The 26286-nt window shown below is 67.1% G+C and carries 26 protein-coding genes and 1 tRNA gene; 13 read left to right on the top strand and 14 right to left on the bottom strand.

The window, feature by feature from the left end; genetic code table 11:
• Window positions 1-294 precede the first annotated feature (294 nt).
• From RCH07_RS05330 to RCH07_RS05320, 3 genes are all read left to right on the top strand, one after another.
• Complete coding sequence (locus RCH07_RS05330) at window positions 295-2169, top strand: ABC transporter ATP-binding protein (protein WP_326966440.1); 1875 nt, start codon at window positions 295-297, stop codon at window positions 2167-2169.
• Window positions 2166-3995 (top strand): ABC transporter ATP-binding protein, encoded by a 1830-nt coding sequence (locus RCH07_RS05325; protein WP_326966439.1) that lies wholly within the window; start codon window positions 2166-2168, stop codon window positions 3993-3995. The genes RCH07_RS05330 and RCH07_RS05325 overlap by 4 nt, the downstream gene beginning before the upstream one ends.
• A gap of 106 nt (window positions 3996-4101) precedes the next feature.
• Window positions 4102-4178, top strand: a tRNA-Pro gene (locus tag RCH07_RS05320).
• A 174-nt stretch (window positions 4179-4352) separates the two neighbouring features.
• Here RCH07_RS05320 and RCH07_RS05315 read toward each other — a convergent pair.
• Window positions 4353-4595, bottom strand: coding sequence for a hypothetical protein (locus RCH07_RS05315; RefSeq protein WP_326966438.1), 243 nt, complete (start codon window positions 4593-4595; stop codon window positions 4353-4355).
• Window positions 4596-4735: 140 nt separating this feature from the next.
• Here RCH07_RS05315 and RCH07_RS05310 point away from each other — a divergent pair, with 140 nt between their 5' ends.
• The gene (locus RCH07_RS05310) at window positions 4736-6016 is read left to right on the top strand and encodes a helix-turn-helix domain-containing protein (protein ID WP_326966437.1); all 1281 of its coding nucleotides are present in this window, start codon (window positions 4736-4738) and stop codon (window positions 6014-6016) included.
• 36 nt (window positions 6017-6052) lie between these two features.
• Here RCH07_RS05310 and RCH07_RS05305 read toward each other — a convergent pair whose 3' ends face one another.
• Window positions 6053-6979, bottom strand: a complete 927-nt coding sequence (locus RCH07_RS05305) for a phosphoribosylaminoimidazolesuccinocarboxamide synthase (protein WP_326966497.1) — start codon at window positions 6977-6979, stop codon at window positions 6053-6055.
• A gap of 17 nt (window positions 6980-6996) precedes the next feature.
• The gene (purD, locus tag RCH07_RS05300; protein ID WP_326966436.1) at window positions 6997-8313 is read right to left on the bottom strand and encodes a phosphoribosylamine--glycine ligase; all 1317 of its coding nucleotides are present in this window, start codon (window positions 8311-8313) and stop codon (window positions 6997-6999) included.
• A gap of 210 nt (window positions 8314-8523) precedes the next feature.
• On the opposite strand from purD, the gene RCH07_RS05295 reads away from it, so the two are divergent.
• The 3 genes from RCH07_RS05295 to RCH07_RS05285 all read left to right on the top strand — a co-directional run bounded on the left by RCH07_RS05295 (window position 8524) and on the right by RCH07_RS05285 (window position 11699).
• Window positions 8524-10116 (top strand): molybdopterin-dependent oxidoreductase, encoded by a 1593-nt coding sequence (locus tag RCH07_RS05295; RefSeq protein ID WP_326966435.1) that lies wholly within the window; start codon window positions 8524-8526, stop codon window positions 10114-10116.
• A 36-nt stretch (window positions 10117-10152) separates the two neighbouring features.
• Window positions 10153-11169 (top strand): asparaginase, encoded by a 1017-nt coding sequence (locus tag RCH07_RS05290; RefSeq protein ID WP_326966434.1) that lies wholly within the window; start codon window positions 10153-10155, stop codon window positions 11167-11169.
• 140 nt (window positions 11170-11309) lie between these two features.
• Window positions 11310-11699: a hypothetical protein gene (locus RCH07_RS05285; protein ID WP_326966433.1), complete on the top strand. Its 390-nt coding sequence runs from the start codon at window positions 11310-11312 to the stop codon at window positions 11697-11699.
• On the opposite strand, the gene RCH07_RS05280 is transcribed toward RCH07_RS05285, so the two are convergent.
• Complete coding sequence (locus tag RCH07_RS05280) at window positions 11696-12136, bottom strand: hypothetical protein (protein WP_326966432.1); 441 nt, start codon at window positions 12134-12136, stop codon at window positions 11696-11698. The two genes, RCH07_RS05285 and RCH07_RS05280, sit on opposite strands and share 4 nt — an antisense overlap.
• 414 nt (window positions 12137-12550) lie before the next feature.
• Between RCH07_RS05280 and RCH07_RS05275 the strand changes: the two genes are divergently transcribed.
• The gene (locus RCH07_RS05275; protein ID WP_326966431.1) at window positions 12551-12961 is read left to right on the top strand and encodes a sterol carrier family protein; all 411 of its coding nucleotides are present in this window, start codon (window positions 12551-12553) and stop codon (window positions 12959-12961) included.
• Here RCH07_RS05275 and RCH07_RS05270 read toward each other — a convergent pair.
• The 4 genes from RCH07_RS05270 to RCH07_RS05255 form a co-directional block, all read right to left on the bottom strand.
• Entirely contained in the window at window positions 12958-13083 is a 126-nt protein-coding gene (locus tag RCH07_RS05270; protein WP_326966430.1) for a hypothetical protein, read from the bottom strand. The two genes, RCH07_RS05275 and RCH07_RS05270, sit on opposite strands and share 4 nt — an antisense overlap.
• Entirely contained in the window at window positions 13071-13376 is a 306-nt protein-coding gene (locus RCH07_RS05265; protein ID WP_326966429.1) for a Pr6Pr family membrane protein, read from the bottom strand. Before RCH07_RS05265 ends, RCH07_RS05270 begins: the two co-directional genes overlap by 13 nt.
• 40 nt (window positions 13377-13416) lie before the next feature.
• Window positions 13417-14178, bottom strand: coding sequence for an SDR family oxidoreductase (locus tag RCH07_RS05260; RefSeq protein ID WP_326966428.1), 762 nt, complete (start codon window positions 14176-14178; stop codon window positions 13417-13419).
• Between the two features lie 432 nt (window positions 14179-14610).
• Window positions 14611-16404, bottom strand: a complete 1794-nt coding sequence (locus RCH07_RS05255) for a glycoside hydrolase family 15 protein (RefSeq protein ID WP_326966427.1) — start codon at window positions 16402-16404, stop codon at window positions 14611-14613.
• Between the two features lie 243 nt (window positions 16405-16647).
• Between RCH07_RS05255 and RCH07_RS05250 the strand changes: the two genes are divergently transcribed.
• Window positions 16648-17727, top strand: coding sequence for an App1 family protein (locus RCH07_RS05250; RefSeq protein WP_326966426.1), 1080 nt, complete (start codon window positions 16648-16650; stop codon window positions 17725-17727).
• A 15-nt stretch (window positions 17728-17742) separates the two neighbouring features.
• Here the strand turns inward: RCH07_RS05250 and RCH07_RS05245 are convergent, their stop codons facing one another.
• Together RCH07_RS05245 and RCH07_RS05240 are read right to left on the bottom strand one after the other, a co-directional pair.
• On the bottom strand, window positions 17743-19260 hold the full coding sequence (locus RCH07_RS05245; RefSeq protein ID WP_326966425.1) for a glycoside hydrolase family 1 protein: 1518 nt from the start codon (window positions 19258-19260) through the stop codon (window positions 17743-17745).
• A gap of 247 nt (window positions 19261-19507) precedes the next feature.
• Window positions 19508-20089 carry a TetR/AcrR family transcriptional regulator gene (locus RCH07_RS05240; RefSeq protein ID WP_326966424.1) on the bottom strand — a complete coding sequence of 194 codons (582 nt, stop codon included), beginning with the start codon at window positions 20087-20089 and terminating at the stop codon, window positions 19508-19510.
• A gap of 77 nt (window positions 20090-20166) precedes the next feature.
• On the opposite strand from RCH07_RS05240, the gene RCH07_RS05235 reads away from it, so the two are divergent.
• The gene (locus RCH07_RS05235) at window positions 20167-20751 is read left to right on the top strand and encodes a dihydrofolate reductase family protein (protein ID WP_326966423.1); all 585 of its coding nucleotides are present in this window, start codon (window positions 20167-20169) and stop codon (window positions 20749-20751) included.
• Window positions 20752-20829: 78 nt separating this feature from the next.
• Here the strand turns inward: RCH07_RS05235 and RCH07_RS05230 are convergent, their stop codons facing one another.
• Together RCH07_RS05230 and RCH07_RS05225 are read right to left on the bottom strand one after the other, a co-directional pair.
• Entirely contained in the window at window positions 20830-21138 is a 309-nt protein-coding gene (locus tag RCH07_RS05230) for an MmcQ/YjbR family DNA-binding protein (protein WP_326966422.1), read from the bottom strand.
• Window positions 21139-21179: 41 nt separating this feature from the next.
• A complete protein-coding gene (locus RCH07_RS05225; RefSeq protein ID WP_326966421.1) occupies window positions 21180-21962 on the bottom strand; it encodes a phosphatase PAP2 family protein in 783 nt (260 codons plus the stop codon).
• 87 nt (window positions 21963-22049) lie between these two features.
• On the opposite strand from RCH07_RS05225, the gene RCH07_RS05220 reads away from it, so the two are divergent.
• Window positions 22050-23192, top strand: coding sequence for a DNA alkylation repair protein (locus RCH07_RS05220; protein WP_326966420.1), 1143 nt, complete (start codon window positions 22050-22052; stop codon window positions 23190-23192).
• A 58-nt stretch (window positions 23193-23250) separates the two neighbouring features.
• Window positions 23251-23460: a hypothetical protein gene (locus RCH07_RS05215; RefSeq protein WP_326966419.1), complete on the top strand. Its 210-nt coding sequence runs from the start codon at window positions 23251-23253 to the stop codon at window positions 23458-23460.
• A 122-nt stretch (window positions 23461-23582) separates the two neighbouring features.
• Here RCH07_RS05215 and RCH07_RS05210 read toward each other — a convergent pair whose 3' ends face one another.
• Window positions 23583-24614 carry an aldo/keto reductase gene (locus RCH07_RS05210; protein ID WP_326966418.1) on the bottom strand — a complete coding sequence of 344 codons (1032 nt, stop codon included), beginning with the start codon at window positions 24612-24614 and terminating at the stop codon, window positions 23583-23585.
• A gap of 66 nt (window positions 24615-24680) precedes the next feature.
• Complete coding sequence (locus RCH07_RS05205; RefSeq protein WP_326966417.1) at window positions 24681-25553, bottom strand: NAD-dependent epimerase/dehydratase family protein; 873 nt, start codon at window positions 25551-25553, stop codon at window positions 24681-24683.
• A 203-nt stretch (window positions 25554-25756) separates the two neighbouring features.
• Here RCH07_RS05205 and RCH07_RS05200 point away from each other — a divergent pair, with 203 nt between their 5' ends.
• Window positions 25757-26221 (top strand): universal stress protein, encoded by a 465-nt coding sequence (locus RCH07_RS05200; RefSeq protein ID WP_326966416.1) that lies wholly within the window; start codon window positions 25757-25759, stop codon window positions 26219-26221.
• The last annotated feature ends 65 nt before the right edge of the window (window positions 26222-26286 follow it).

Raw genomic sequence — 26286 nt, 5'->3', positions numbered from 1 at the left:
GTCCACTCCCGGCGGCCAGGACTGGGCATGTCCCCGCCGGCGGCTGGCTGATGCCCGCCCCTCGCGGCGAGGACTGGACAGGTCCCGCGGGGGGCGGGGCGCCGGGCGGTCATTGCGGTATGTAATGACTGGGCGAGATCCCGAAGCTGTCGCAATTCATGTGAACCCGGTCACCCGATGGCCTAGGGTAGTTGCTACAGGAAACTACCTCCAGTTTCGTCTGACATTTCGTCTGACATTGCGTCTGACAATTCGCCGTCGCGACTGAAGCCGTCGCGTTTCTAAGAAGCAGGCATGGCCAAGCAAACCCCGTTTTTCGCGTCCATCAGCCGTCTCTATCCGCTCGTCTTGCCGATTATGCCGCGGCTCATCATGGGCCTGCTTTGTGCACTGCTGGCGAGCGTGGTGGCCCTGGCCATCCCCCAGGTGCTGCGGGTGCTCATCAACGATTCTCTGCAGCCGGGCGGGGGCACGGACGCGGTATGGATCGCCTCTCTGACCATCCTGGGCCTGGGCGCCGCCGAGGCCGGCCTCGTCGCGCTGCGCCGCACCTTCGTCATCAACCCCGCGACCACGGTGGAGACCCGGATGCGGGTGTCCCTGTACGGCCATTTGCAGGATCTGACGGTCTCCTTTCATGACCGCTGGGGCTCCGGGCAGCTGCTCTCCCGCGCCATGACAGACCTGAACTTCCTGCGCCGCTGGATGGCGTTCGGCGCCATCATGCTGGTGGTGACCACCCTGACGGTGCTGATCGGCGTCGGCGTTATGTTCTCGATGAGCTGGCAGCTGGCGCTCATATTCACGGCCGCCGCCGTGCCGATCATGATCTACGGCTACCGTTTCCGCACCCGCTTCGGCAAGGTGGCCCGCCGCAGCCAGGACCAGGCCGGCGACCTCGCCACCACGGTCGAGGAGTCCGTCCACGGCATCCGCGTGCTCAAGGCGTTCGGCCGCAGCCGCGAGGCGCTGGAAAACTTCAACGAACAGGCCGAGGAACTCCGCCAGACCGAGGTTGCCAAGGCCAAGCACCTGGCCGCCTTCAGCCTCATCGTCACACTGCTTCCCGAACTCGCCCTTGGCACCGGGCTCGTCGTCGGGATTCTGCTGGCCTCCACCGGCGAACTTTCCATCGGCGCGCTGGTGGCGTTCTTCGCCACGGCGGCCGTGATCGCCGCCCCCGTCGAGTTCTGCGGCCTGCTGCTGGCGATGGCCCTCAACGCCAAGAGCGTGCTGGACCGGCACTTCGAGGTGATGGACTCGGTGAACACCATCACCAGCCCGCAACACCCGCGCAGCCCCGCCCGGCTCAAGGGCGCCCTCAGTTTCCAGCACGCCACGTTTGCCTACGGGGACGCCCCGGACACCCCCATCCTCACGGACATCAACCTGGACATCAGGCCGGGCGAGACAATGGCCCTGGTGGGCATCACCGGCAGCGGCAAAAGCGCCCTGCTCCAGCTGGTCCCCCGCCTCTACGACGTCACGGACGGTTCCATCACGATCGACGGCGTGGACCTCCGCGAGTTCAGCATCGAGGAACTGCGGTCCGTGGTCGCCGTCGCGTTCGAGGACACCACCCTGTTCTCCAGCTCGGTCCGCGACAACGTGATGCTCGGCGCCCCGGGCGCGTCAGCCCCCGGCGCGTCAACCCCCGGCACCCTAGCCCCCATCCCGTCCGCAGAAGACCGCGAGAAAGCCCTGGACGAAGCACTCGACGTTGCCCAGGCCCACTTCGCGTACTCCCTGCCGGAGGGCCCGGACACCCTGATCGGCGAGGAAGGACTGAGCCTGTCCGGCGGCCAGCGGCAGCGCATCGCCCTGGCCCGCGCCATCGCTGCCCGGCCCAGAGTGCTGGTCCTCGACGACCCGCTCTCGGCCCTGGACGTCAACACCGAGGAACTGGTCGAGGCCCGGCTGCGGGAAGTCCTCTCCGATACCACCACCCTGATCGTCGCCCACCGCCCGTCCACCGTGGCGCTGGCGGACCGGGTGGCGCTGCTGGAGGACGGCCGGATCAGCGCCGTCGGCACCCACGCCGAACTGCTCGTCGGGAACAGCCACTACCGCCACGTGATCGCCAGCCTCGACCCGGAACCCCGGGACCTGGACACGGACCTGCTGGACTCCGAACTGTCCGACCTCAATGCGGAGGAGATTTCCCGATGAGCAGCGCAACCTTCGGCACCGCCAACGAGGACAACGCGCACCTGACCAAGAGCGAAAGCAAGACGGTCAGGCGCCGCTCGTTGGCCTTGCTGGGCTCCCTGATCCGCCCCGTCCGCCGCCGGTTCTGGCTCACAATCGCCGCCGTCGTGCTCTCCCAGGCAGCCCGCGTCGCCGGACCGGCCCTGATCGCCTTCGGCATCGACCGGGCCCTGCCTGCCCTGCGCGCGGGCGATAACCTCCCGCTCCTGCTCGCCGGCGTCGCCTACCTCGCTGCCGCCGTCGCGGCGGGAGGCCTCACCGCCCTGTACGTGAACTCGACGGCGAAGCTCAGCCAGGCGATGCTGCTGGACCTCCGCGTCCGGGTCTTCCGGCAGACCCAGCGCCTGAGCCTGGAGTTCCACGAGAAGTACACCTCCGGCCGTATTATCGCCCGGCAGACCTCGGACCTCGAGGCGCTGCGCGAGCTCCTGGACTCCGGCGTCAGCTCGCTGGCCTCCGGGCTGGTATTTATGGTGTTCACGGCCGCCACGGTGTTCGCGCTGGACTGGCGCAGCGGGCTCCTTGTGCTGGCAGCCGGCGTGCCGATGTACCTCCTGGCCCGCTGGTACCAGAAGCACTCCCAGATCGCCTTCCGCGAATCCCGGGTGGTCTCGGCCCGGCTGATCGTCCACTTCGTCGAAACCATGACGGGCATCCGCGCGGTCAAGGCCTTCCGCAAGGAACGCGAGAACGCCGCACGGTACGCCGCTCTCTCCGAGGACTACCGAAAGGTGACCGTCCGCACCATCAACCTCAGCGGCGTCTTCCAGCCCGGCCTGGTGCTGATCGGAAACGTCTGCGTCGCCGTCGTGCTGCTGTTCGGCGGCTTCCGGGTGCTCGGCGGCGAACTCGCCGTCGGTGTGCTGCTGGCACTGATCCTGTCCACCAAACGCTTTTTTCAGCCCGTGGACCAGATGGCGATGTTCTACAACTCGTTCCAGAGCGCCCAGGCGGCCCTCGAGAAGGTGTCCGGGCTGCTCGAGGAGGTGCCCACGGTCCGGCCGCCCAGGAACCCGGTAGCCCTGCGCGAGGCCAAGGGTGCCATCGACTTCACCGGCGTCGAGTTCCGCTACGGCGACGGACCGGTGATCATCCCCCCGATGGACCTGCACATCCCCGCCGGGCAGACCGTGGCCCTGGTGGGCCAGACCGGCGCCGGAAAATCCACCCTGGCCAAGCTGATCGCCCGCTTTTACGACGTCTCTGCCGGTTCACTCACGCTCGACGGCGTGGACCTGAGGCAGCTCACGACGGCGGATCTGCGGCGGAACGTCGTGATGGTCACCCAGGAGGCCTTCCTGTTCAGCGGCTCCGTCGCGGACAACATCGCCCTGGGCCGGCCGGACGCCGCCCGGGCGGAGATCGAGGCAGCGGCGGAGGCCGTGGGTGCCGATGGGTTCATCCGGGCTCTTCCCGAGGGCTACGACACCGACGTCAACAAGCGCGGTGGCCGCGTCTCGGCCGGGCAGCGCCAGCTGATCAGCTTTGCCCGGGCGTTCCTGGCACGGCCGGCGGTGCTGATCCTGGACGAGGCGACCTCCTCGCTGGACATCCCCTCCGAGCGCCTCGTGCAGAGCGCTCTCGCCAGGCTCCTCGAGGGTACCGGCGCCGGGCCCGGACGGACCGCGCTCATTATTGCGCACCGCCTGTCCACCGTGGAGAGCGCGGACCGGGTGCTTGTGGTCCACGACGGGCGTGTGGTCGAAGACGGATCGCCGGCGGATCTGATTGGCGGCGGCGGGCGCTTCGCGCAACTGCACGGGGCGTGGAAGGATTCGCTCGTCTGAGTTTTTCCGCGGCTGTTTCGCCTCGTTTCAGCGGCAAGCCGGCGGCGATTTCGCATCCGGGGCACCAATCGGCTAGTCTTGTGAAGTTGCTTTTGTAGCAGCGGATCGGGATGTGGCGCAGCTTGGTAGCGCGCGTCGTTCGGGACGACGAGGTCGCAGGTTCAAATCCTGTCATCCCGACCAGCCAAAAAGAGGGTCTTCCACCGGAAGGCCCTCTTTTGTGTGAAACCCGGGCTTCAGTAAGCGCCGACTTTTTGCGAACCCCGGCTCTTGTTAACCCGAACTGCGGGGCAATCGGCAAAAAGCAGCCCCGGGACACTGTTGGTACATGTCCCGGGGCTGTCAAAGAGGTGCTGCCTACATCGGGTCCGGCCAGTTGCCGATGTTGGTGGAGTAGGTCATCGGGTCCGGCCAGTTGCCGATCGCCGAGAGATTGCCATGGGTTGAGCTCATGGGATCTGGCCAGTTGCCGATCGCCAGAGTTGCGCCCATGGGGTCAGGCCAGTTGCCGATGGCATTGATGGACAGCACCGCGGGGGCCGCGGCGGTGAACGCCAGGGCGCCCGCCAGTAGGGCGCCGGCTGCAATCTTCTTCAACATGGAGTTCCTCAATATGAGTCGGGGATAGAGTCGGGTCGTCACCAAGTCAGCACTGCCCTTGTTGACACACATTGTAAAATGATTTCCACAGAGGCTGTCAAGCATTTAGTACAAAGAATGTCCGGAATTAGGAGGTATCCGTGGGGAACGGATTCGGGGAGAAGCTCCGCGCGGAACGGCTGGAACGGGGCCTGACCCAAGCGGTGCTGGGCGGGGGCGTTTACTCGGCCAGCTACATCTCGCTGCTCGAAACCGGACGCCGCGAACCCACGCCAGTGGTCATCGAGGAGCTCGCCCGCAGGCTCGAGCTCGCACCCAAGGCACTGGAAGCCTGGAACCAGCCGGTTTCCGTCAGCGACGCCGAATACGTGCTGGCCGGGCTGTATGCCCGCCAGGCCTGGGACCTGAGGGATTACGTGCTGGCGGCTACCCACGCCGAAGCGGCGGCCCAGATCGCTCTTGAGGCAAGGAACACCAGCGCATGGTGGAATATGACCTATATGCAGGCCGAATCCCTCATGAAGCAGGGCGAGCTCAAGGAATGCCAGAACCTCGTGCAGCGCCTGCTGGACCATCCGATGGCAGCTGAGTCGGCCGGCCTCGGAGTCCGCGCGCTACAGATGCTTGCCGCGGTATGCCACGGCCAAGGACAGCTGGCTGTCGCCGTCGAACATGCACAGGAAGCGGTGCGCCTTTGCGCCGAGCTGCCCAAAGGCTCCACTCTCATCATCGGCGCCCTGCGTGCGCTGATCGGCGCGCTGGCCGAAAGCGGCAGGCTCGAGGAGGCCTGGCGGTACTGCCGGGACATGAACGCGCAGATTGATGACCAGTCCATGCCCCAACTGGCCGGCGAGGTAGCCTGGGTCATCGGGAACGTCGCTTTCATGCGCCACGATTACCCCGAGGGGATCAAGTATCACGAGCGGGCCGCCAAGCTGCTCTCGCCCGCGAACGACATTGACCTCTGGGCCCGGTTCAACAAGGCGTCCGCCGCAGTCCGCCTATCCTCCGGAATCGTGGAACCTGAAACGCTGCACTCGATCGAGCGTGCGGAACTGGCCCTCTCGATCGTGGGCGGCAACAGGGCAGACGAGCTCGAGGTTGCCTTCATCCGCGCCCGCTGGCTCTACCTGACCGGCGACATCGTCGCGGCCGTGCAGAAACTGCGGGAGATCCATGCCGAGCGTGGGACGCTCGCCCGGCACACTGCCGGTGAGGTGGCGCTCCTGCTCGGCAGGGCGCTCAAGGCCGCCGGCGAATCCGACGAGGCCCTCGCCTACCTTGAAGAAGCGCAGAAGGAGTTCAGCGCGGCCGGGGCCTCGGACCGGGTCCAGCAGGCGATGGACGCCGTGCTGGAGATCAGGCTTGCCCGGCGCCGCGCCGAAGCCGCCGCCGCGTCTGGGACCCAGGCGAACGCCTAATCGGACGTGCCCGGGTCAATCCTCGGGCGGGCGCGCCTAGCCCAACGCTCGGCCGGTGAGTTTTTCGTAGGCCTCGAGGTAGCGGCTGCGGGTGCGGGCCACGACGTCGGCCGGAAGCGCCGGCGGCGGCACAGCGGAGGCCCGGTCCCAGCCGGACTCCGGCGAGGTCAGCCAGTCACGGACGTACTGCTTGTCGTAGGACGGCTGGGCCCTGCCCGGCTCATAAGTGGCGGCATCCCAGAACCGTGAGGAGTCCGGGGTGAGCACCTCGTCGCCGAGGGTGATGATGCCGGTGGCGGCGTCAAAGCCGAACTCCACCTTAGTGTCGGCCAGGACAATGCCCCGGCCACGGGCGATTTCCTCAGCCTTGGTGTAGATCTCCAGGGTCAGCTCCCGCAGCCGGGCCGCGATGTCCTCGCCCACGATCTCCACAACGGCGTCGTAGCTGATGTTCTCGTCGTGCTCACCCACCGCTGCCTTCGCGGAGGGTGTAAAGATGGCCTCGGTGAGGCGGGATCCGTCCACCAGGCCTTCCGGAAGCGGGATACCGCACACGGTGCGGGACTCTTTGTACTCGGCCAGGCCCGAGCCGGTGAGGTAGCCGCGGGCAATACATTCGACCGGGAACATGTCCAGCCTCATGCAGATCATCGCACGGCCGTCCACCGCCGCCGGCACGCCTCCCCCGACCGTGGACGCGAGCACGTGGTGTTCCACGCCGAGCTGCCCGAACCACCACAGGCTCAGCTGGGTCAGGATGCGGCCTTTGTCCGGGATCTCGCTGGCAAGCACGTGGTCATAGGCGCTGATGCGGTCGCTGGCCACTACCAGGACGCACTCCCGGCCGAAGCGCTCGGAGATGGACTGATCCACCGGCACGTAAAGGTCACGGACCTTGCCGGAGTAAATGTGCTTCCAGCCAGGCAGATCCAGCGTCGCGGTAGTGAGGCCGCCGTTGGGCATCGGGAATTCGGTTGCGCTCACGGTTGTGCCTTTGCTTTCGTGCCGGACGGCATCCCGGGGCTCAACACTCGGATCTCGCCGCGGGCCGCCTTCCCGCCGATGTCGGTGCGGAACTGGCAGCCGTCCAGCTGGACCAGCTCGACGCCGTCGTACGCCCGCTCGCGGGCCTCCACCAGATCGGTTCCCACTGCGACGACGGCCAGAACGCGCCCGCCGGCGGACACCACTTTGCCTTCGTCGTCGAACCTTGTGCCGGCATGGATGATGTGGACGCCCTCGAGGGACCCGGCCTTCTTCAGCCCGCGGATCCGGTCCCCGGTGCGGGGTGCGTCCGGGTAGTTCGCAGCAGCGACGACGACGGCGACGGCTGACTCCCTGGACCACCGCAGCGGCTGGGCCTTGTCCAGTTCGCCCCTGGCAGCGGCCATAAGCAGCCCGCCGAGGGGCGTCTTGAGCCGGGGCAGGACGGCCTGGGTTTCCGGGTCGCCGAAGCGGACATTGAATTCGATGACTCGGGTGCCTCGGGAGGTCAGGGCGAGGCCGACGAACAAAACGCCGACGAACGGGGTGCCGCGGAGGGCCATCTGTTTGACCGTGGGCTGGGCCACCCGGTCGATGACTTCCTGGACCAGGCCCTCCGGGGCCCAGTCCAGCGGGGTGTAGGCGCCCATGCCGCCGGTGTTGGGGCCCTCGTCATTGTCGAAGATCCGCTTGAAGTCCTGGGCCGGGGCGAGGGCTACGGTGTTGCTGCCATCGCAGAGGACGAACACGGAGACCTCGGGGCCGTCGAGGAATTCCTCTATCACCACGACTCCGCCGGCATTGAAGCAGCTCTGGGCATGGGCCAGGGCCTCCGCGCGGTTGTTGGTGACCACCACGCCCTTGCCCGCGGCCAGCCCGTCATCCTTGACGACATAGGGCGCGCCGAAGGTGTCGAGGGCGTCGGCGGCTTCCTCGGCGTTGGACGCCACGCGCGCCATCGCGGTGGGAACCTCGGCCTCGGCCATGACTTCCTTGGCGAAGGCCTTGGAGGCTTCAAGCTGGGCCGCGGCCTTGCTGGGGCCGAACACCGCGATGCCCGCCGCGCGGACGGCGTCGGACACGCCCGCGGCGAGCGGTGCCTCCGGGCCGACCACCACGAGGTCGGCTGTCAGCCGGGTTGCCAGGGCGGCGACGGCGTCGGGGTCGCTTGCGTCGATCGCGTGTGTGGGGACCAGTTTGCTGATGCCGGCGTTGCCCGGGGCCGCGTGGACCTCGGAAACGTTCGGGTCGGCAAGCAGGGACCGGACAATGGCGTGTTCGCGGCCGCCGGGGCCGATGACAAGTACCTTCACAGTCCCCAAGGGTACTTGGCGGACCCGTCAGGCTCCTAAGCTGTGACCACGGCTGGACATGCCCAGTCCCTTCACGAGCCACAGGACATGCCCAGCCCTGGCCGCGGGCACCGGACACAATGCCACTATGCCCACGCCCGGGCACGAAGAATGGACATGTCCCGCGGACGGGGGGACAATCCGCGGGGCGGGCAGTTACGAAGTCCCTGTATGAAGAAGCACCGCAAGCAGAAGCCCATAAAAAGGCTCGCAGGCCCCACCGCCCTGGCCGCGCTGGCAGGCGTGGCCGCGGCCGCCGTCGTCCTCTCCGTTGCGGAACTTATCGGCGCTTTCTTCACGGCGCGGGCGACCCCGCTGATCGCCCTCGGATCGACCTTCATCGACTTCACGCCGCCGTGGATGAAGGATTTCGCCATCGCCACATTTGGCACCAACGACAAGGCCGCCCTCTTCGTCGGCATGGCGGTAACCATCCTGCTGCTCGCTTGTGTGCTGGGCATTGTGGCCTACCGCAATTGGGCGCTCGGTGTCGCGGGTGTGCTACTGATGGGCGCCGTGATCGTTGCCAGCGTCGTGACCCGCGCCAGCGTCCGGCCGCTGGACGCGATTCCCTCGCTGATCGGCACCCTAGCCGGGCTGATCGTGCTGCGGCTCCTGATCTCGCGGCTGTGGCGGATGCGGCAGTGGCCGGACATGGCCTCTGATCGTGCTGCCAAGGAACCCGACCGGCCCGCCACCAGCCGCCGCGCCTTCTTCGCCGCGACCGGCGTCACCGCTGCGGCATCGGCGATCGCCGCGACCGGCGGACGACTGCTCAGCGCGGCCAGCAGCAGTGTGGCACAGGCCCGCGAATCCCTTCAGCTCCCGGCCCCGGCGACGGCTGCCGCCCCAGTGCCTGCCGGCGTCCAGTCCGCGGCTCCCGGCGTCACGCCCTGGCTCACACCCAACAACGACTTCTACCGGATCGACACCGCACTGAGCGTGCCGGAAATTGACGCCCTGGACTGGGAACTGCGCATCCACGGCCTCGTGGAGCAGGAAGTCCGCCTCAGCTTCCAGGACCTGCTCGACGCGAAGCTGATCGAATCCCATGTCAGCCTGACCTGCGTCTCAAACCCGGTTGGCGGGAACCTGGCCGGCAACGCCAAATGGATGGGCATGCCCATCCGCGAGGTACTCAAGATGGCCCGCCCCAAGGACGGCGCCGACATGGTGCTCTCCACCTCAGTGGACGGCTTTAGCGCCTCCACCCCGCTGGAGGTGCTCCAGGACGACCGCGGCGCGATGCTGGCCATCGGCATGAACGGCGAAGCCCTGCCGCTCGACCACGGCTATCCCGTCCGGATGGTAGTCCCGGGGCTGTACGGCTTCGTCTCCGCAACCAAATGGGTGGTGGACCTGAAAGTCACCCGTTTTGCCGACAGCAAGGCCTACTGGACGCAGCGCGGCTGGTCCGAGCGTGGCCCGATCAAGACCATGGCGCGGGTGGAAGTGCCAAAATCCTTCGCCAAGGTCCCGGCCGGTAAGGTCGCCATTGGCGGCACCGCCTGGGCCCAGACCCGGGGTATCACCAAGGTCGAGGTGCAGATCGACGGCGGGCCCTGGACCGAGGCTGTACTCTCCGCGGAGGCCTCCGTCATCACCTGGCGGCAGTGGTCCTTCGACTGGGAGGCCACCCCCGGCCCGCACTACATCAAAGCGCGCGCCACCGATGCAAGCGGCGAAGTGCAGACGGAAAAGCGGGCGGATCCGGTGCCCGACGGCGCGTCCGGCTGGCAGTCCGTCATGGTGACCGTGGAATAGCCGGGGTATCCCCGCAGTGCACCATAGACTTGCTGCATGCCCCTGAATTCGCGTGCCACCTTCACCGTCGAGTCCGCCGTCGAACTGGCAGTGGTAGAACGCAGCGGTTTTGTCGAATCCCGCCATATCGGCGCTGCCGTGGTTATGGCCGGCGACGGCACTGTGGTCACCGAACTCGGCGACATCACCACCCCCATCTACGCCAGGTCCACGCTCAAGCCGCTGCAGGCCCTCGCCTCGATGCAGTCCGGCGTCCCGCTGCGCGGCGCCCAGGTAGCGATCGCCTGCGGCAGCCACGTCGGCTCGCTTGACCATATGGATGTCGTCGAGGGCATGCTCAAGGCCGCCGGTGTCAAGGAAGAGCAGCTGCAGTGCCCTGCGGCCTGGCCTGAGGACGAGACCGCCCGGAACTGGCTGGTCCGTTCCGAGCGCGGCAAATCCAGGCTCGCCTTCAACTGCTCCGGCAAGCACGCCGCCTTCCTGTGGGCCTGCACCGAAAACGGCTGGGATACGCACAGCTACCTCGAACCCAACCACCCGCTGCAGCAGAGCATCCGCTCGGTCATCGAAGAGTATTGCGGCGAAAGCATCGCGCACCTCGGCATCGACGGCTGCGGCGCTCCCGTCGCTGCCGTTTCGCTGACCGGGCTGGCCCGGGCCTTTTCAAAGCTGGCCAAAGCCCCCGGGGACAAGAACTCCAATGCGCGCGCCGCCACGATCGCCACCTCAATGCTGGACTACCCATGGGCCGTGCAGGGCAAGGGCGGGTGCAACACAATCGTCATGGACGACCTCGGCGTCCTCGCCAAGATCGGCGCCGAGGGCGTGCTGGTGATGGCGACCCCCACCGGGGCGTCCGTTGCCGTCAAGATCCTCGACGGCAACATCCGGGCGACGACGCTGGTGGGGCTGACCCTGCTCGCGGCTGCCGGCGCCGTCGAGATCCCTGAGGTGGCAAGCGTGCTGGAAAAGGTCGTCGACCCCGTGCTTGGCGGCGGCCGGCCGGTGGGCAAAATCCGGCTGGGCCGCGCCGTTTCGGCACTGCTGGATTAGTGTCACGGACCGGCCAGTGCTGGACTCATGGACCGGGATCAGGCAGTCTGGATAGTTCCGGCCCCGGTATGCCGCGGTTGGCACCTTCGATCCCTGGCAGCTGGACCTGCCACAGAGCCCCTGCTACCGGACGGAGCAGCATGGTGAATGCCGATCAGCCCTCTGCGCTGCGGCTCCGGGCACTGCAGCTCTGGCCCATCCTTGCCACCGGCGTGATGGTGCTGGCCCTCGGCGCCGTTCCCTCCGCCCAGCTGTACCCCGCCACGGTTCTGACAGCCCGGACCTCCCCCGCCACGGCGGCCGAACCCCGGACGCCGGCACCCGAGGCCCCCGCACCGTCCGACGTCGGCCCGTCGGCGGGTGCTGCACCGTCTGACGTCGGCCCGTCGGCGGGTGCCGTCCCCACGGCGGCCGGCCCGACGGCGTCGGCGGACCCTCCGACGCGGGCTGCGGCAACGGCACCCCCGGCACCGGTCCCCGACCCCGACCCCGACCCCGGCGGCACGGTGACCGTGTCCACCGCCGATTAACTGACCGCGGCACTGGCGGCGGCCCGGCCAGGGCCGCCGGCGCCGAGCGCCGAGCGTTTGCCCACGTGGTGGAAAAGGACGGGCCGGATGGTCTTATCGCCCAGCGCGGTGATGCGTCCGTAGGCCGCCAGATCCTCGACGTCAAGCACAATGATGATCTCGTTGGGCCGCTGCTGCCGCCAGGACTCCAGCGCGCTCATAAGAATGTCGGGATCCTCATGGAATGACGGGACAATCACCGAGGTGGCGGCCTGGAAATCCGACACAATTGGCCGCGCCCGGTGCGAGAAAATGAACCGGTAGAGCCAGAGGCCCCAGACAATGGCGCCGGCGATTGCAACCGGGAAGTAGGGTGACGCCTCGGCGTAGAAGTCGCTGAGAGTGGACCAGTCGAATGTCGTTTGGGCGGAGTTCTGCGAAATGTCGAAAGTACGCATAATCGGACCTTCACTGCTGTGCCAACGAGAAATGGGACGTAAAAGGCGAGTGATCCCCCATGTCGTTCGATCCATTACTGCCATTATTCCCGGCTGGATATCCGGTGCCGCGCTCCACGATCCACCTTCTGGTGCCGTCCGCGCCGTCAAATGCTGCCGTCGCCTCGGCGAGCTGTACTTCGAGCATGGCCGTCCGAAAGCGAGCCACGCTAGCAAATCGACTACGTGATTAATGCCGGATTCCACTTGTATTCAGATCCCGCAATCCTCGCCCGCTTCGGGCCAAAATACTCAGCTTCGTATGTTGAGGACAGAAAGCCGTTCAGTTCATTAACATCCGATGAATTGCCGGGTGACGTAGGGTGGAATAGGCCGCCGGTGGCGGCTATTGCCAATAGCCGGGAGGGAATATTTGTGGTTGTTCAAAGACGGCGGATAGCTCTAGACGAGGGCCGCGCCGCACTGGACGCGTGGCTTAAAGCCAACGCCCCGGCGTCGGGCTCCACGGGAACCGGCGCAGTCGCCGAAGCGGCCGCCCCCCTCCCGCGCAGCACGCTCGCGACGGCGGTGCGCTACTCCCTGGAGGAAGTCACCGCCCGGGCGCCCGGGAACTCGGTGGAGGTCCGGGTTCCGCCGTTCGGCGTGACGCAGTGCGTGGCGGGACCCCGCCACACCCGCGGCACCCCACCCAACGTCATCGAGTGCGACGCCGCCACCTGGCTGGCTATGGTCAGCGGACAACTGAGCTGGGCCGACGCCGTCACCGCCGGCAAGGTGGCCGCCTCGGGACTGCGCGCCGACCTGTCCGGGCTGCTGCCGCTCTAAACCGCCCGGTCCAGGCTCGAGGGACTCGCCGACGCCGGGTGCGGGACGGCGTTCTGCAAACGCGAGGACCAGGCGGCGATGGCAACAAAGACAAAGGATCCGATCCCGATCAGGACCGACATGACCGCCACGGACGCGTAGCCGTTGTCCCGAGGGCCAGGAACGGGTGCGGGTACCAGCCAACGATCGGCCCGCGCAGCAGGCTATACACCAGATATAGCAGCGGAAACGCCAGCCAGATCAGGGATTCACGCAACGAGACCCGGATTCTGGGCAGGTCCACAAGCCAGTCGATCACCATCACCGTGGGAATCGTGAAGTGCAGGACAACATTCACCCAGGGAATTGGCGTATTGACTTCAACGTCGCTCAGCAGCAGGGAGTAAACAATCCCCGTGATAGTCATGTAAACCATGGCCGCACCACCAGCGGACCATCCGCGGACGACAGTTCAGCTAACCGCGCCCGATGAACGGCATCCCGGCCGCCGTGATCAGCACGGATCCCACGGTCGCGGAGGGCGGCATTCCGGCCATCAACAGCACAGCACGGGCGGCGTCCGCGACCGGGAACGTCGGCTCCACTTGGCGGCAGCCATCTGCCTGGAGTGCCCCGTCCCCGACGCCGATGGTCTCCATCAGTCCGGTGGCGGTGTTGCCGATGTCGATCTGCCCGCAGGTGATGCCGAAGCCGCGGCCGTCCAGCTCGATGCTCTTGGTCAGCCCGGTCATGGCGTGTTTCGTCACCGTGTAGGCGACCGTCCGCGGACGGGGCGAGTGCGCGGCGATCGAGCCGTTGTTGATGATCCTGCCGCCCCGCGGCGACTGCGCCTTCATGACCCGGACCGCGGCCCCGGCGCACAGCATGAACCCGGTCAGGTTCACGGCTACGGTGGCGTCCCAGTCCGCGAGGCTGATTTCGTCCACCGCGGCGGAGGGGCCGAACACGCCGGCGTTGTTGAACAGCACATCCACCCTGCCCCAGCGCTGGAGCGCGGCGGTAAAAAGCCGCTCGACGTCGTCGGGCACCGTGACGTCGCACGGAACTGCCAGCGCCTGCGCATGGCCCGCGGCGGTTTCGAGCAACTGTTCCCCGCGGCGGCCGGCCAGCGCCACCCGGTAGCCTTCGGCCAGCATGAGCCGGGCCACTGCCCTGCCGATCCCGGAGCCGGCCCCGGTGACAACCGCGACCGGGCCGAGCTGATGGTGGGGTGTCATGGCGGTCTCCTGTGGCGGTGTGCCGGGCGGCTGGTTTGGATGGACGGGTGCCCCGCCAGCGTATGCCGAGATGACGGCCCGCGGCAGTGTTCCGCGTAAACTCCGCGGTGCCGGCACGACGCTCCCGCCCAGTTACTTCCACGCGCGCCAGCCGGCACCCGCGGAATGCCGCGGGATCCCGCGGGTCCTTTGTGCGGAAACGGGTTCCGGAACGGAGTAACTGGGCTGGAACGTCGGACTGCGTCCGGCGGCTGTCCCCGGACGCGGCGGCAGCCCTGGACGACCTATCGATGGCGAGCCGCGGCACCCGCCCCGACTCATGGCCGCTCTGCGGAAAACTCTCCATATGCCTCTTCGGATAGCCAAAATCACCAAAGCCAGCAGACGGTGATGGTGGTAGTACGCCGTTGGCCGGAAACGCCAACAGTCAGGTCAGCTGCCCAGGAGCGGGATGTCACTGCGGTGGAAGCCGTCGTCATGGAGCTCCATGGCGCTCAGCACCAGCGCGAAGTGACTGAACGCCTGCGGCATGTTGCCCAGCTGCCGCCCGTCCTCGACACTCCACTCCTCGCTCAGGAGCCCGACGTCGTTGCGCAGCGCCAGTAGCCGTTCGAACAGTTCCCTGGCCTCGTGATGCCGGCCCACGCCCAGCAGCGCCTCCACCAGCCAAAACGAACAGGCGAGGAACACTCCCTCCTCGCCAGGCAGCCCGTCGTCGCTTTCTGCCGGTCGGTAGCGCAGCAGGAAGCCGTCGTGGGTGAGTTCGCGCTGGATCGCGTCGATGGTCCCGATGACGCGGGGATCATCCGGCGGAAGGAAGCCCACCCGCGGGATCAGCAGCAAGCTCGCATCGAGCTCCGGCCCGCCGTAGGACTGTACGAAGGTGTTCCGTTCGGCGTCGAACCCTTTGGCCATGACCTCGGCATGGATGGTATCGCGGAGGTCCTCCCAACGGTCCGCCGGTCCGGTTAGGCCGAAGTCCCGGACGCCCTTGACCATGCGGTCGGCCGCTACCCACGCCATCACCTTGGAGTGGGTGAAATGCCGCCGCGGTCCGCGCATCTCCCAAAGCCCGTTGTCCGGCCGGCTCCACACGGTCTCGAGATGCTCCATCAGCGCCACTTGGACGTCCCAGGATTCATCCGTGCTCGTCAGGAGCGAATTCCGGGTCAGCGACAGACAGTCCAGCACTTCACCCCAGACATCCAGTTGGAACTGCCCCGCGGCACCGTTGCCCGTCCTTACCGGAGCGGACTTCTCATAGCCCTGCAGCCAGGGCAGTTCCAGCTCCGGCAGCCGGCGCTCACCGTGGAGGCCATACATAATCTGCAGGTCAGCGGGGTCCCCCGCCACCGCCCGCAGCAGCCAGTCCCGCCAGGAGGCAGCCTCTTCGGTGTAGCCCGCGGCCAGCAGCGCCTGGAGCGTCAGCGTGGCGTCACGGAGCCAGCAGAAGCGGTAGTCCCAGTTCCGGGTGCCGCCCAGCTCCTCCGGCAGGGACGTGGTTATGGCCGCCACAATCCCGCCGGTGGGCGCGAAGGTCAACGCCTTCAACGTGATCAGTGAGCGCTGGACCGCTTCGCGGTAGGGGCCCGTGATCTTGCACTTTGCGGACCAGTGCTGCCAGAACTTCTCGGTGGCCGCGAGGACTGCTTCCGGGTCCACGGCACGCGGGCGGTACAGGTGGCTCGGTGTCCAGGTCAGCACGAACGGCAGGCGCTCCCCTGCCCTGATGGTGAATTCGCTGATTGTCTGCAGGCGCTCGCCCCGCAGGGGCGCCTTCGTCACGAGGTAGGCGGCGTCCGGCCCGGCAACAGCGTGGATCCCGTTCTCGTCGTGGCGGACCCAGGGAACGATGTGGCCGTAGTCGAAGCGCAGGGCCAGCTCGCCCCGCATCCGGACCGAGCCGCGGACCCCCACCACAATCCGCACAAGGTCCGCGGCCCCGTCGCGGGGCGGCATGAAGTCGATGATCCTGACCTTGCCGGTGGGCGTCTCCCATTCGGTTTCCAGGATGAGCGTGCCCTTGCGGTAATGCCGCCGTGTGCATTCGCCACCGCCTTCCGGCGCCAGCAGCCAGCGGCCCGCCCTGGGCGTATCCAGCAGGGCACTGAAGCAGGCCGGCGAGTCAAAACGCGGCAGGCACAGCCAGTCGATGGAACCTTCGGTGCTAATCAGGGCGGCGGTGTGGGTATCGCCGACCATTGCATAATCCTCGATGCGGGCCATGGCACTTACAGTGCCACACACCCCTCACCGGGCCTAGGATCCTGTGCCTCCTCCTGCCATCCGCGGTGAAAGGACGATCGAGTGGTGTCCCCGCCATCCCGGAAAGCCGGCAGAGGCGAGCGCCGGTAGGCTGCGGACGCCTCACAGGAAGCGCTACGTCTGCGCCGTCGCCAGCATGAGGCGGCGGCCGGTCCGCGCAGCCGCGGTACCCGGGCCGCCGCATCTCTGTGGGAGAGTGGAGGCATGAAATTGGCGTCGCAGTCCCCCCAGCAGCAGCCGGTGTCCGGCAACCGTGCGTTCCGGCTGGCCCACTCGGTCGCGGACGCGGTCAACGCCCTCCGCCTGAAGGCAGCCCGGCGCTGGAACTTCATCCCGCAGACCATCGCGTACCAGGGGTACGGATCCACCGAATGGGTCCGCGTACTCGGCCGCGTGGTCCTCACCACCAGGCTGGCCCCCGGGAGCCGGGCGGAACATGCAGCCCAGAACGGCAACCAGAACATCCGCGGCTGGCGGGCTTTCACTAGTGTGCCGATCCAGTTCACCGAGGTGGTGATCGAAATCGGCGGCGTCACCGCCCTGGTAGACGCGGACCGCGGCGGCATCGTGGACACGGTGGTCAGGGTGTCCCTCAGTCCTGGGTGGCACACCGCCGTTTTGCGGGCCGAGGGAACCGAGCCGGTGGAAGCCAGAATCTACGTCGTTTCCGCCGATACCAGGCTGGGCATAGTGTCTGACATCGATGACACAATCATGCTCACTGCCGTCCCGCGACCTTTCCTCGCACTGTGGAACACCTTCGTCCTGAACGAGCGGGCCCGGATGGCGACGCCCGGCATGGCCGTGCTGATGGACCGGCTCACGGTGGAATACCCGGACGCGCCGGTGATCTATGTGTCCACCGGACCCTGGAACGCGGCGCCGACGCTCGCGCGTTTCCTGAGCCGCAACATGTACCCCGCCGGCTCGCTGCTGCTCACCGACTGGGGCCTGACCCAGGACCGCTGGTTCCGCAGCGGGCAGGAGCACAAGCGGCGGAACCTGGACCTGCTGGCCGAGCAGTTCCCGAACATGCGCTGGCTGCTGTTCGGGGACAACGGCCAGCATGACGAGGCCATCTACTCCGACTTCGCCCGGCAGCATGCGGACCGCGTGGCCGCCATCGGCATCCGTCAGCTCTCCGCCGGCGAAGCCGTGCTGGCCGGCGGCCACACGGATTCCGGCGACCACACCGGTTCCACCGTGCCATGGATCTACTCCCCCGACGGCGCAGGCCTGGCGAAAGGCCTCCAGGACCTCGAGTTGCTGCAGCCGCCCCGCTAGCCCAGCCGGGCGGTGCTAGCCCACCGTACGGAAGCGGTCGACGTCGGACGCCTCCGCCGGGACACCGGCGTCGGGAGACTCCGGGACGACATCCCCGCGCCGCGCCGCGAGCAGCTCCTGGAGCCAGTAGTAGGAGGCCTTCGGTGTGCGGTCAAGCGTTTCACGGTCCACGTGCAGCAGGCCGAACTGCTGCTTGTAGCCCCCGGACCATTCGAAGTTGTCCATCAGGGACCATACATAGTAGCCGCGCAGATCGATCGACTCCGCGGGGCCGCCGGGCGACGTCGCTTCGATGGCGCTGCCAATGTGGTCGGCCAGAAAGTTCACGCGCCGCTCGTCCGGGACGATGAGCCGGCCGTCCGTGTCCCGGATCTCGAGGTCCTTAAAGCTCGCCCCGCCCTCGGTGATGAAGACCGGCGGCAGGTCTGGGTAGCGCTCGGCCATTTCGGACAGGGCAACGGCCATGTATTCCGGTTTGATCGGCCAGCCGTACGCGGTGGTTTCCGTATCCGGGAACGACGCGATGTGGAGTGGGGAGCCGGGTGCCGTGCCGCCCAGGTCATCGCCCATCGCCGCGGCCATACCCTCGGGCACGGCACCCTCGCCCGGGCCGGACGCCACGCGCGTGGGCATGTAGTAATTCAGCCCGTAGAAGTCCAGCGGCTGCGAGATCAGTTCCATGTCCTCGCTGGACGGGCTGAACGAAGAGAAGAACGTGGCGATCCGGATGCTATCCGGGTACTTGCCGAGCAGGACGGGGTCCGCGTACAGCCGGTTCTGGGCCACGTCCATCAGGCCGGCACTGACTTTGTCCAGCGGGTTGACCGAGGCGGGCACCATCGGTGAATAGACGTTGGTGATCCCGATTTCTCCCGGCACATTGGCGGCCCGGAGCGCCTGCAGCGACAGCCCGTGGCCCAGCAGCTGGTGGTGAACGCTCGGCAGCGCCTTGAGCATCAGGGTTTCGCCCGGCGAGTGCATTCCCAGCATGTAGCCATTGGTGCTCACGGTGGCGGGTTCGTTGACGGTGACCCAGCGCGTCACGCGGTCTCCGTAGGCGTCCGCGGCGATGGCGGCGAATTCACCCAGCCGATAGGCCGTGTCCCGGTTCATCCAGCCGCCGGCCGCATCCAGTTCCAGAGGCGTATCCCAGTGGTACAGCGTGGCCATCGGTGCGATCCCGCTGGCCAGCAGCAGGTCGATCAACCTGTCATAGAAGTCCAGGCCCGCGTGATTGACCGGGCCGCTGCCGCCGGGCTGGATGCGGGACCAGGACAGCGAGAACCGGTACGAGTCGATCCCGAGTTCCCGCATCAGCGCCACGTCTTCGGGCATCCGGTGGTAGTGGTCGCACGCGACGGCGGGGCTGTGATCGTCCACGATCGAGCCGGGCTTGGCCGCGAAAACGTCCCACCCCGAGGGGCCGCGTCCGTCCTCGTCCAGTGCGCCTTCAATCTGGAAAGCGGCAGTCGCCACCCCCAGGGTAAAGCGGGGCGGAAGCAGCGCGGCCAGGTCCTTGGCGGAGGCATTCATCGGCGGGGGTCCCTTATGTAGTTTCAGGCAGTAGACTGATTTTAGGCCTCGCCGGCGTCTCACGCCACGACCCGGGGCCCAGCGTCGCGCCGCCTCAGCTAATATTTCCGCAAAACGGGTGCGCCAGCGCCGGGTTTCTGATGAGTTGGTGGCCCTGACCCGCTGGCCCAGAGCCCCGGCCGGGGCCAGCGGCCCGCCCCGGAGTAAGTGGGGGCCATATGGCTACCTGACGGTCGTACGACGAGGGTCACTCGGAGCTGGCGGCTTTCAAAGCAATACGCCCGGCTGCCTCTTTGGCGGTGGCCACGGGATCGTTCTTGGGGTCGAGGGGAATCGTGAGGTGGTCGAGCAGGATGCCGTTCACGAGGTGGTGCAGAAGAAGGACCACGAGCGGGTCGCCACCAAGGCCCCGGGCGTGATGGAAGGCAAGGTCGTCACTCAGGCCCTGACGCAGGAACGGCGCGAGGGCCTCGTAAACCTCTGGCGCGCGGGAGGCCTCAAGGCGCAGTTCGATGAGGGCGCGGGCCAGATCAGGATTGAGGGTGAGGCGCTCCACGACGTAACCCGCGTATTCCGCTAGCGCGTCCTGTTCCGCCACCTGCTCGAGCTGCAGGAGGTGATCCGGGTCAGGCCCAAGTCGATCGAAGATGCGCTGGGCCATGGCGAGCAGGAGGGCCGCGCGGGTTGGAAAGTAGTTGGCGCAGGTTCCCGAGGGAACCTCTGCAAGTCTGTCTACGGCCCGGTGGGTGAGGGCACGGCTGCCGTCACGTCCGAGGATCAGGAGAGCTGCGTCAGTGACGTTCACTCTACGGCCAGGGTTGGAAACCATGCTGACAGGCTACGTCAATCACTACAGATGTTGTACATTAGGGGCAACTACAACAGCTGTATTGATTGGAGTCTTTTATGCGCCGGCTTGTGTACTACGTCGCCACCTCGATCGACGGCTTCATTGCCGACCCAGCGGGCGACGTCGCTTGCTTCCCCGTGCAGTCTGAAACCCTGGCGAACATCTTTGCGCGCTACCCCGAAACCTGCCCGGGGCACTTGCGAGAAACATTCGGCGTGACGGAAGCACCTCGTCGTTTCGACACTGTCATCATGGGTCGCCGCACCCACGCCCCGGCCGTGGCTGCTGGCTTGGCCAGCGGTGCTTACCCGCATCTGCGGCAGATCGTCGTCGCCCATCAGGATCTCCCTGAGCCGTCCGGTGTCGAGGTCATGGGAGGCGACATCGCCGTGCAGATTGCCGAGCTGAAGAACGAGCCTGGCTTGGACATCTGGCTGTGCGGCGGCGGCGAACTTGCCGGCCAGCTCGTTGACCTCATCGATGAGATCCAGTTGAAAATCAATCCGGTTCTGCTGGGTAGCGGAATCCCGCTCTTCGGGGGCGACGCTCGGCCCCGCGAATTGCAGGCCGTCGGAATCGAGCCGTTGCCGGGCGGGGTCAACCTCGCGACATACCTGACCGGAACTCAGCGCCAGGAGTGAAGGCCAGTCGCCAGTCCACCATCAATAGATGAGGCAACAGGCAACCAGCAGCGCGCCGACCAGGCAGCTGGGCGGTGCCTAACGCCGTCTTCCGCCGGCGATTCCGTACGACTCCTCCAGCAGTTCCCCGAGCTCTTCAACGTCGATCCGGTCCAGCCGGACCAGGACAAGCTGCGGCGATCGTTCGTGATGGGGGGTCCAGAAATAGGTTTCCGGAGCCGTCCCTGCCAGGGCCTCCCGTTCCTCGGTCTTAACGGTGAGCACACCGTCTTTCCAGATCCGGGCCATGAGCGTGGCTGCAAACCAGGCCGGCTGGCCCCAGCTGGGCCGCTCGGTCACACCCGGCAGTGCCAGGGCAGCGCGGCGGACGTCGTCTTCGGTGGCCATGGTCAACTGTGGCACCGCCGCCCCGGACGAACAAGGGGCCGCTAGTCCCCGCTCGAGTCTGCCTTCGAAAGCGTGCCGGTGATCCGTTCACCGCGGACCCGAGCGGTCCGCCAGGTGTCCAGCGCGATAACCGCGCCCAGCACCACAAACGAAATGGACACCGAGGCAAGGGCATCAGTGAGCCAGTGGTAGCCCAGGTAGAGCCGGCTGATGGCCGCGAAGAAGACCCCGATGCCGGCGAGGACGAACCCGATCAGGGCGGCCTTGTGGTTGCGCCGGCGGGAGAAAATCAGGAAGGTGCCGACCAGCAGGAAGTCTGACGCGCCGAGGACATGCCCGGACGGGAAGGAGAAAGTGAAGTCGGCGCCGAAGAGCATCAGGTCCACGGGCGGCCGTTCCCGGCCGACGGTGCGCCCGATGATCTGGGCAAGGATTACCCCGGTCAGCATGGCGGCGGCCAGCAGGAGGGGACGCCAGGCATGCCGTGCCAGCACCCCCCAGACGACGGTCGCCACCAGGACGATGACCGGCAGGGCAACCGGACCGAACACGATCGCGAGGATGATCATGCTGGTTGTGAGGGTCTCGGAGCGCAGTGTCAGGAGCCAGGACCGGGCCGGTTCGTCCAGGGCGGTGAGACCGCCCTGGACGAGGACGCCGGCCAGGATCACGACGAACAGCACGGTGCCGAGGAGCATGAGCCCGACGGCGGTCCGGTACAGACTGTCCCGGGCAGGTCCGCTGATGAAGCGTTCCTCCACCACAAACTTGTCGTGGAAGGTCCGCCACCAGCCCGGTGATTTCCCCGTGTGCTTTTCCGCCATGCCCGGTTCCCGCCTCTGCGCCGTGTGTTGACTACCGCTGAAGATTACCGTGGATCGGCGGTCCGTCGGTGCCGATAGCCTGAACCAATGGGCGCCATGAATGAACTGATCAACCCGGCTGTTGTCGGCGCGCTGCGCCGGATCCTTACCGCGGCGTCGCCCGGCACCGGCTGGGCCCAGCTGGCCGTGGCCGGCAGAGGGCTGGACGAGCTGAGCCTACGGGAACGGACAGACCTCGTGAGCCGTGCCCTGCTCGCGGATCTTCCCCAGGACTACCCGACGGCGGCCGGCACCTTCCGCCGCGCCCTGGACGAACCGGACTTCACCGGCTGGATGATCTGGCCGGTGACGGAAACCGCCGTCGCGCTGGCCCTCACCTCACCGGCTCCCGGCGACTTCGATGACTGCCTGCGGCTGCTCGCCGAACTGACGCCGCGGCTCACCGCTGAGTTTGCGGTCAGGCGGCTCCTCGCCGCGGATCTGGACCGGGCGCTGACAGTCGTCCGGGGCTGGACCTCACACCCGGACTGGCACGTCCGCCGGCTCGCCAGCGAGGGGACACGGCCTTATCTGCCCTGGGCGATCCGGGTCCCCGGGATCGCGGCCCGGCCGTCCGCCACCGTGCCGATTCTTGACGCCTTGTACCGGGACCCGGTGGAGGACGTCCGGCGCTCGGTCGCGAACCACCTCAACGACCTCGCCCGCCACGCGCCGGATCTGATGGTGGCCACCGCCACGGCGTGGATGGCCGCGCCGGATGACAACACGCCCAAGGTGGTCCGGCACGGGCTGCGCACGCTGCTCAAGAAGGCCCACCCGGGGGCGCTCGAGCTGCTGGGATTCCCGCCGGCGTCGCTCGCCGTCACACCGCCGCGGCTGGACCGCCCCGACGTCGAGCTCCCCGGCGAGCTGCGCTTTGAGTTTGAGATCACCAACAACGGCCCCGCGGAGGCGCGCCTCGCCGTCGACTATGCGGTGCACTATGCCAAGGCGAACGGCACCCTGGCCGTGAAGGTGTTCAAGCTGGGAACCCCCGTCCTCGCCCCGGGCGAGACCCGGACGTTCGCCAAGCGCCACTCCTTCCGCCAGATGACCACCAGGGTGCACTATTCAGGTGCGCATATGCTGGAGTTGCAGGTCAACGGCGTACGCTACGCCCCGACCGGGTTTGTGGTCCACACCTCCGCGTTCACGACCCCGCATGGTGATTTGACGGACCCACAAATATGACGTTACTGTCGCTTGAATTGTTGGGGCCGACGCGAAGTATGCCAAGAAAGACAGTGCAATGACCATCAGTACCGAGTCCATTGAGATCCAGGTCGACAACCGGCACGTCCTGGACGACCGCCTGAACGACGCTGTGCGTGGGCTGCAGCAGCTCGCCATGGCCGCGGGGACGCACGGAATCCTGCTCACGCGCCACAAGCCGGGCCACTACACCGCGGCACTCACGGACCAGGTCCCGTTCGGCATGACCCGGGAGCTCATTCACTGAGCCGGAAGTCTGGGGTGCCTTCGGCGCAGGCCTGAAATCCCAGCCCCGGAGAACCAACGCGGGGTCACTTAGCGCCCATCGACTGCGGTCGGATAGGCGCTAAGTGACCCCGCGTTGCTGTTTCAGCGGCCGCCGTCGATTTTCCGGCTGCGCTGCTCCTGCGCCAGCGGCCCGTACGGATACACTCCGACGCGCGGCCGGCTGACCTCACTGAGCCGCATCATCTCCCCTTCGGTCAACCGGAGCTCCGCGGCCTCAAGGTTGTCGGCGAGCTGTTCGGTCGTACGGGCCCCCAGGATCACCGAGCTCACGGCCGGCTGGTCCGCCAGCCACGCCAGCGCCACCTGCGAAGGATTTGCGCCGTGCCGGCCGGCAATGTGTTCGACTTCCTCGATGATTTCCCAGGTCCGCGGGTCGGCGTTCCTGCCCTTCCAGGCCTCCATACCGCGGTCCGGGTTCTCGCCCAGTCTTGTAACACCGGTGGGCGGCTGATCACGCTTGTACTTGCCGGAGAGCCAGCCCCCGCCCAGCGGCGACCAGGGCAGCAGGCCGATGCCGGCGTCGAGCGAGGCGGGCACGATTTCGGATTCGATCTCGCGGACCAACAGGCTGTACTGCGGCTGCAGCGTCACGGGTTCGCTCCAGCCGTGGGCCCTGGCCAGGTGCACGGCCTTGGTCAGCTGCCAGCCCAGAAAGTTGGAGAAGCCGTAGTACGCGATCTTCCCGCTGCTGACGGCGTCGTTCAGGAACCGCAGCGATTCCTCAAGCGGGGTGACCGGGTCCCAGGCGTGCAGCTGGTACAGGTCGATCTGTTCCACGTCCAGCCGCCGGAGCGAATCATCCAGCGCCCGGGTCAGGTGCCGGCGGGAGGTGCCGACGTCGTTCGGGGCCGTGCCCATCGGGAAGCGGCCCTTGCTGGCCAGCACCACCTCGTCGCGGGCTTCCGGGCGGGCGGCGAGCCAGCGGCCGATGATCTCCTCCGAGACGCCGGCGGCGTAGACGTCGGCGGTGTCAATGAAGTTGCCGCCCGCCGCGAGGTAGTCGTCGAGGATGGCGTGGGACTGCTCCTCGGTGGCTTCGGCGCCAAACGTCATGGTACCCAGCGCATAGCTGGAGACCACGGCGCCGCTGTTACCCAGGGTGCGGTATTGCATGATTCTCCTCAGTATTGTCCGTGTCAGTGGTGTGCGGGTCCGTCTTCAATCGGGCCCGTCTTCGGGTCAGTCTTCGGTCGGGGTGGTGCGGAGCGGGTGATAGTTCCGCCAGCTGTGCTCGGGCGCGTAGCCAAGCAGCCGCTTGGCCTTGTCGATCGAGAGCATGGTCTGGTGCTCGCCGAGCTCCTTGACCACCAGGACGTTCGGGAACACCTCCGCGGCAAGGCCCGCACTGGACCGGCTCATCACGGTGTCCTCGTTGGCGATGATGAACGCCTCGAAGCCGGGCTTCGCGTGCTCCAGGGCGCGGGCCACAGCCTGCGCGCCGTCGCGGCCGTCGATGTAGCCCCAGAGGTTCCACTTGCGCAGGGTCGCGTCGGCGTCGAAGGCGGGGAACTCCTCATAGTCCTCGGGATCCATCACATTGGAGAACCGCAGGCCCGTGATGCTCAGCTCAGGGTCCCAGCGGGTGAGCTGGATGGCCATCTGCTCCTCGAGGTGCTTGACCAGCGAGTAGGTGCTCTCCGGCCGGGCCGGATAATCCTCATCCACCGGGATATAGGGAGGGTCGACGTCGAACGGCAGCCCCAGCACGGTCTCGCTGGAGGCGTAGACAATCCTCTTAATCCCGGCGCGGCGGGCGGCCTGGAAAACGTTGTACGTGGCCTGCATATTGTTCTCGAACGTCGCGGCGTCCGGTGCATGGCCGGGGGCCGGGATAGCGGCCAGATGCACGACGGCGTCGAAACCCGCATGGCGGTCCTCCAGCCCCAAGAACACATCAACCACCTGGCCGTAGTTGCGCAGGTCCACCTCGGTGTAGCCGTGGCCGCGCACACCGGCGCGGTCCAGGTTGGTGACCTCATGGCCGTCCTCGCTCAGCCGCCGGACGACGCTCCGGCCCAGCTTTCCGCTTCCTCCGGTAACAGCAACTCTCATCAGTACTCCTCTTAGGTAGGGTCTGTTCCACCCTAGAGCGGGCCGGGGACGGTGCACAGCCCCCTCGGCTGATCCTCCGCGTCGTAGGAACAAGCGCAGGACCAATGAGTTCCCCACATCCGGGTGCGGTGCAGCACGCGGGGTGACTTCCGCATGACTTTTGGCCCTAGCCGCTGCCGGAAAGACCGGGCAGGCTGGGGGCCATGAATGTTGATCAGCGGATAGTCGTGGGCGTGGACGGTTCAGAGTTTTCGACGACGGCGCTCCGGCTCGCCGGGCGCATGGCGGCGGGCCTGAACGCCCCGCTGGAGGTTATCACCTGCGTGGGCACATCGGATTTCTTCCTCGCCTCCCACCTTCCCGAAGAGCGGACGGTTACCACCACCGAACTGGAGGAGACGGCCAAGCGCCTCGTGGACCAGTCCCTTGAACGGGCTTTCGGCAGCGCCCTGCCGGATGGGCTGACCAGGACGGTGAAGTTTGGCCCACCGGCCAAGGTCCTCGTCGATGAGAGCCGCGACGCCCAACTTCTGGTGGTCGGCAGGCGCGGGCGGGGCGGGTTCCTGGCCCAGGTCATGGGTTCGGTGAGCGGCGCCTGCGCTGCCCACGCCTACTGCCCGGTGCTCGTGGTCGGCCAGGAGGCAAGAGAAGACCAGGCTGGGGGATGACATTGAGCCGGTGGCCGGTCCCGGGGCTCTGGATTCCCACCGCTTCGGTCACTCTCCCCACCGCT

Origin of the sequence: Arthrobacter sp. CG_A4 (assembly GCF_035985125.1) — a bacterium.
GTDB lineage: Bacteria > Actinomycetota > Actinomycetes > Actinomycetales > Micrococcaceae > Arthrobacter.
The sequence above is the reverse complement of the archived record's forward strand: the minus strand, read 5'-3'. Positions and strand labels throughout refer to the sequence as shown.

What these genes read in the sequence shown, in the direction of transcription:
- RCH07_RS05210 (WP_326966418.1), bottom strand. Translation starts at nt 24,614, where the DNA reads ATGCAATACCGCACCCTGGGTAACAGCGGCGCCGTGGTCTCCAGCTAT.
- RCH07_RS05245 (WP_326966425.1), bottom strand. Translation starts at nt 19,260, where the DNA reads ATGAATGCCTCCGCCAAGGACCTGGCCGCGCTGCTTCCGCCCCGCTTT.
- RCH07_RS05330 (WP_326966440.1), top strand. Translation starts at nt 295, where the DNA reads ATGGCCAAGCAAACCCCGTTTTTCGCGTCCATCAGCCGTCTCTATCCG.
- RCH07_RS05230 (WP_326966422.1), bottom strand. Translation starts at nt 21,138, where the DNA reads ATGGCCACCGAAGACGACGTCCGCCGCGCTGCCCTGGCACTGCCGGGT.
- RCH07_RS05260 (WP_326966428.1), bottom strand. Translation starts at nt 14,178, where the DNA reads ATGACACCCCACCATCAGCTCGGCCCGGTCGCGGTTGTCACCGGGGCC.
- RCH07_RS05225 (WP_326966421.1), bottom strand. Translation starts at nt 21,962, where the DNA reads ATGGCGGAAAAGCACACGGGGAAATCACCGGGCTGGTGGCGGACCTTC.
- RCH07_RS05215 (WP_326966419.1), top strand. Translation starts at nt 23,251, where the DNA reads ATGACCATCAGTACCGAGTCCATTGAGATCCAGGTCGACAACCGGCAC.
- RCH07_RS05295 (WP_326966435.1), top strand. Translation starts at nt 8,524, where the DNA reads ATGAAGAAGCACCGCAAGCAGAAGCCCATAAAAAGGCTCGCAGGCCCC.
- RCH07_RS05285 (WP_326966433.1), top strand. Translation starts at nt 11,310, where the DNA reads ATGGTGAATGCCGATCAGCCCTCTGCGCTGCGGCTCCGGGCACTGCAG.
- RCH07_RS05205 (WP_326966417.1), bottom strand. Translation starts at nt 25,553, where the DNA reads ATGAGAGTTGCTGTTACCGGAGGAAGCGGAAAGCTGGGCCGGAGCGTC.
- RCH07_RS05290 (WP_326966434.1), top strand. Translation starts at nt 10,153, where the DNA reads ATGCCCCTGAATTCGCGTGCCACCTTCACCGTCGAGTCCGCCGTCGAA.
- RCH07_RS05200 (WP_326966416.1), top strand. Translation starts at nt 25,757, where the DNA reads ATGAATGTTGATCAGCGGATAGTCGTGGGCGTGGACGGTTCAGAGTTT.
- RCH07_RS05280 (WP_326966432.1), bottom strand. Translation starts at nt 12,136, where the DNA reads ATGCGTACTTTCGACATTTCGCAGAACTCCGCCCAAACGACATTCGAC.
- RCH07_RS05270 (WP_326966430.1), bottom strand. Translation starts at nt 13,083, where the DNA reads ATGTCGGTCCTGATCGGGATCGGATCCTTTGTCTTTGTTGCCATCGCC.
- RCH07_RS05250 (WP_326966426.1), top strand. Translation starts at nt 16,648, where the DNA reads ATGAAATTGGCGTCGCAGTCCCCCCAGCAGCAGCCGGTGTCCGGCAAC.
- RCH07_RS05315 (WP_326966438.1), bottom strand. Translation starts at nt 4,595, where the DNA reads ATGTTGAAGAAGATTGCAGCCGGCGCCCTACTGGCGGGCGCCCTGGCG.
- RCH07_RS05220 (WP_326966420.1), top strand. Translation starts at nt 22,050, where the DNA reads ATGGGCGCCATGAATGAACTGATCAACCCGGCTGTTGTCGGCGCGCTG.
- RCH07_RS05255 (WP_326966427.1), bottom strand. Translation starts at nt 16,404, where the DNA reads ATGGCCCGCATCGAGGATTATGCAATGGTCGGCGATACCCACACCGCC.
- RCH07_RS05265 (WP_326966429.1), bottom strand. Translation starts at nt 13,376, where the DNA reads ATGGTTTACATGACTATCACGGGGATTGTTTACTCCCTGCTGCTGAGC.
- RCH07_RS05235 (WP_326966423.1), top strand. Translation starts at nt 20,167, where the DNA reads ATGCGCCGGCTTGTGTACTACGTCGCCACCTCGATCGACGGCTTCATT.
- RCH07_RS05240 (WP_326966424.1), bottom strand. Translation starts at nt 20,089, where the DNA reads ATGGTTTCCAACCCTGGCCGTAGAGTGAACGTCACTGACGCAGCTCTC.
- RCH07_RS05325 (WP_326966439.1), top strand. Translation starts at nt 2,166, where the DNA reads ATGAGCAGCGCAACCTTCGGCACCGCCAACGAGGACAACGCGCACCTG.
- RCH07_RS05305 (WP_326966497.1), bottom strand. Translation starts at nt 6,979, where the DNA reads ATGCCCAACGGCGGCCTCACTACCGCGACGCTGGATCTGCCTGGCTGG.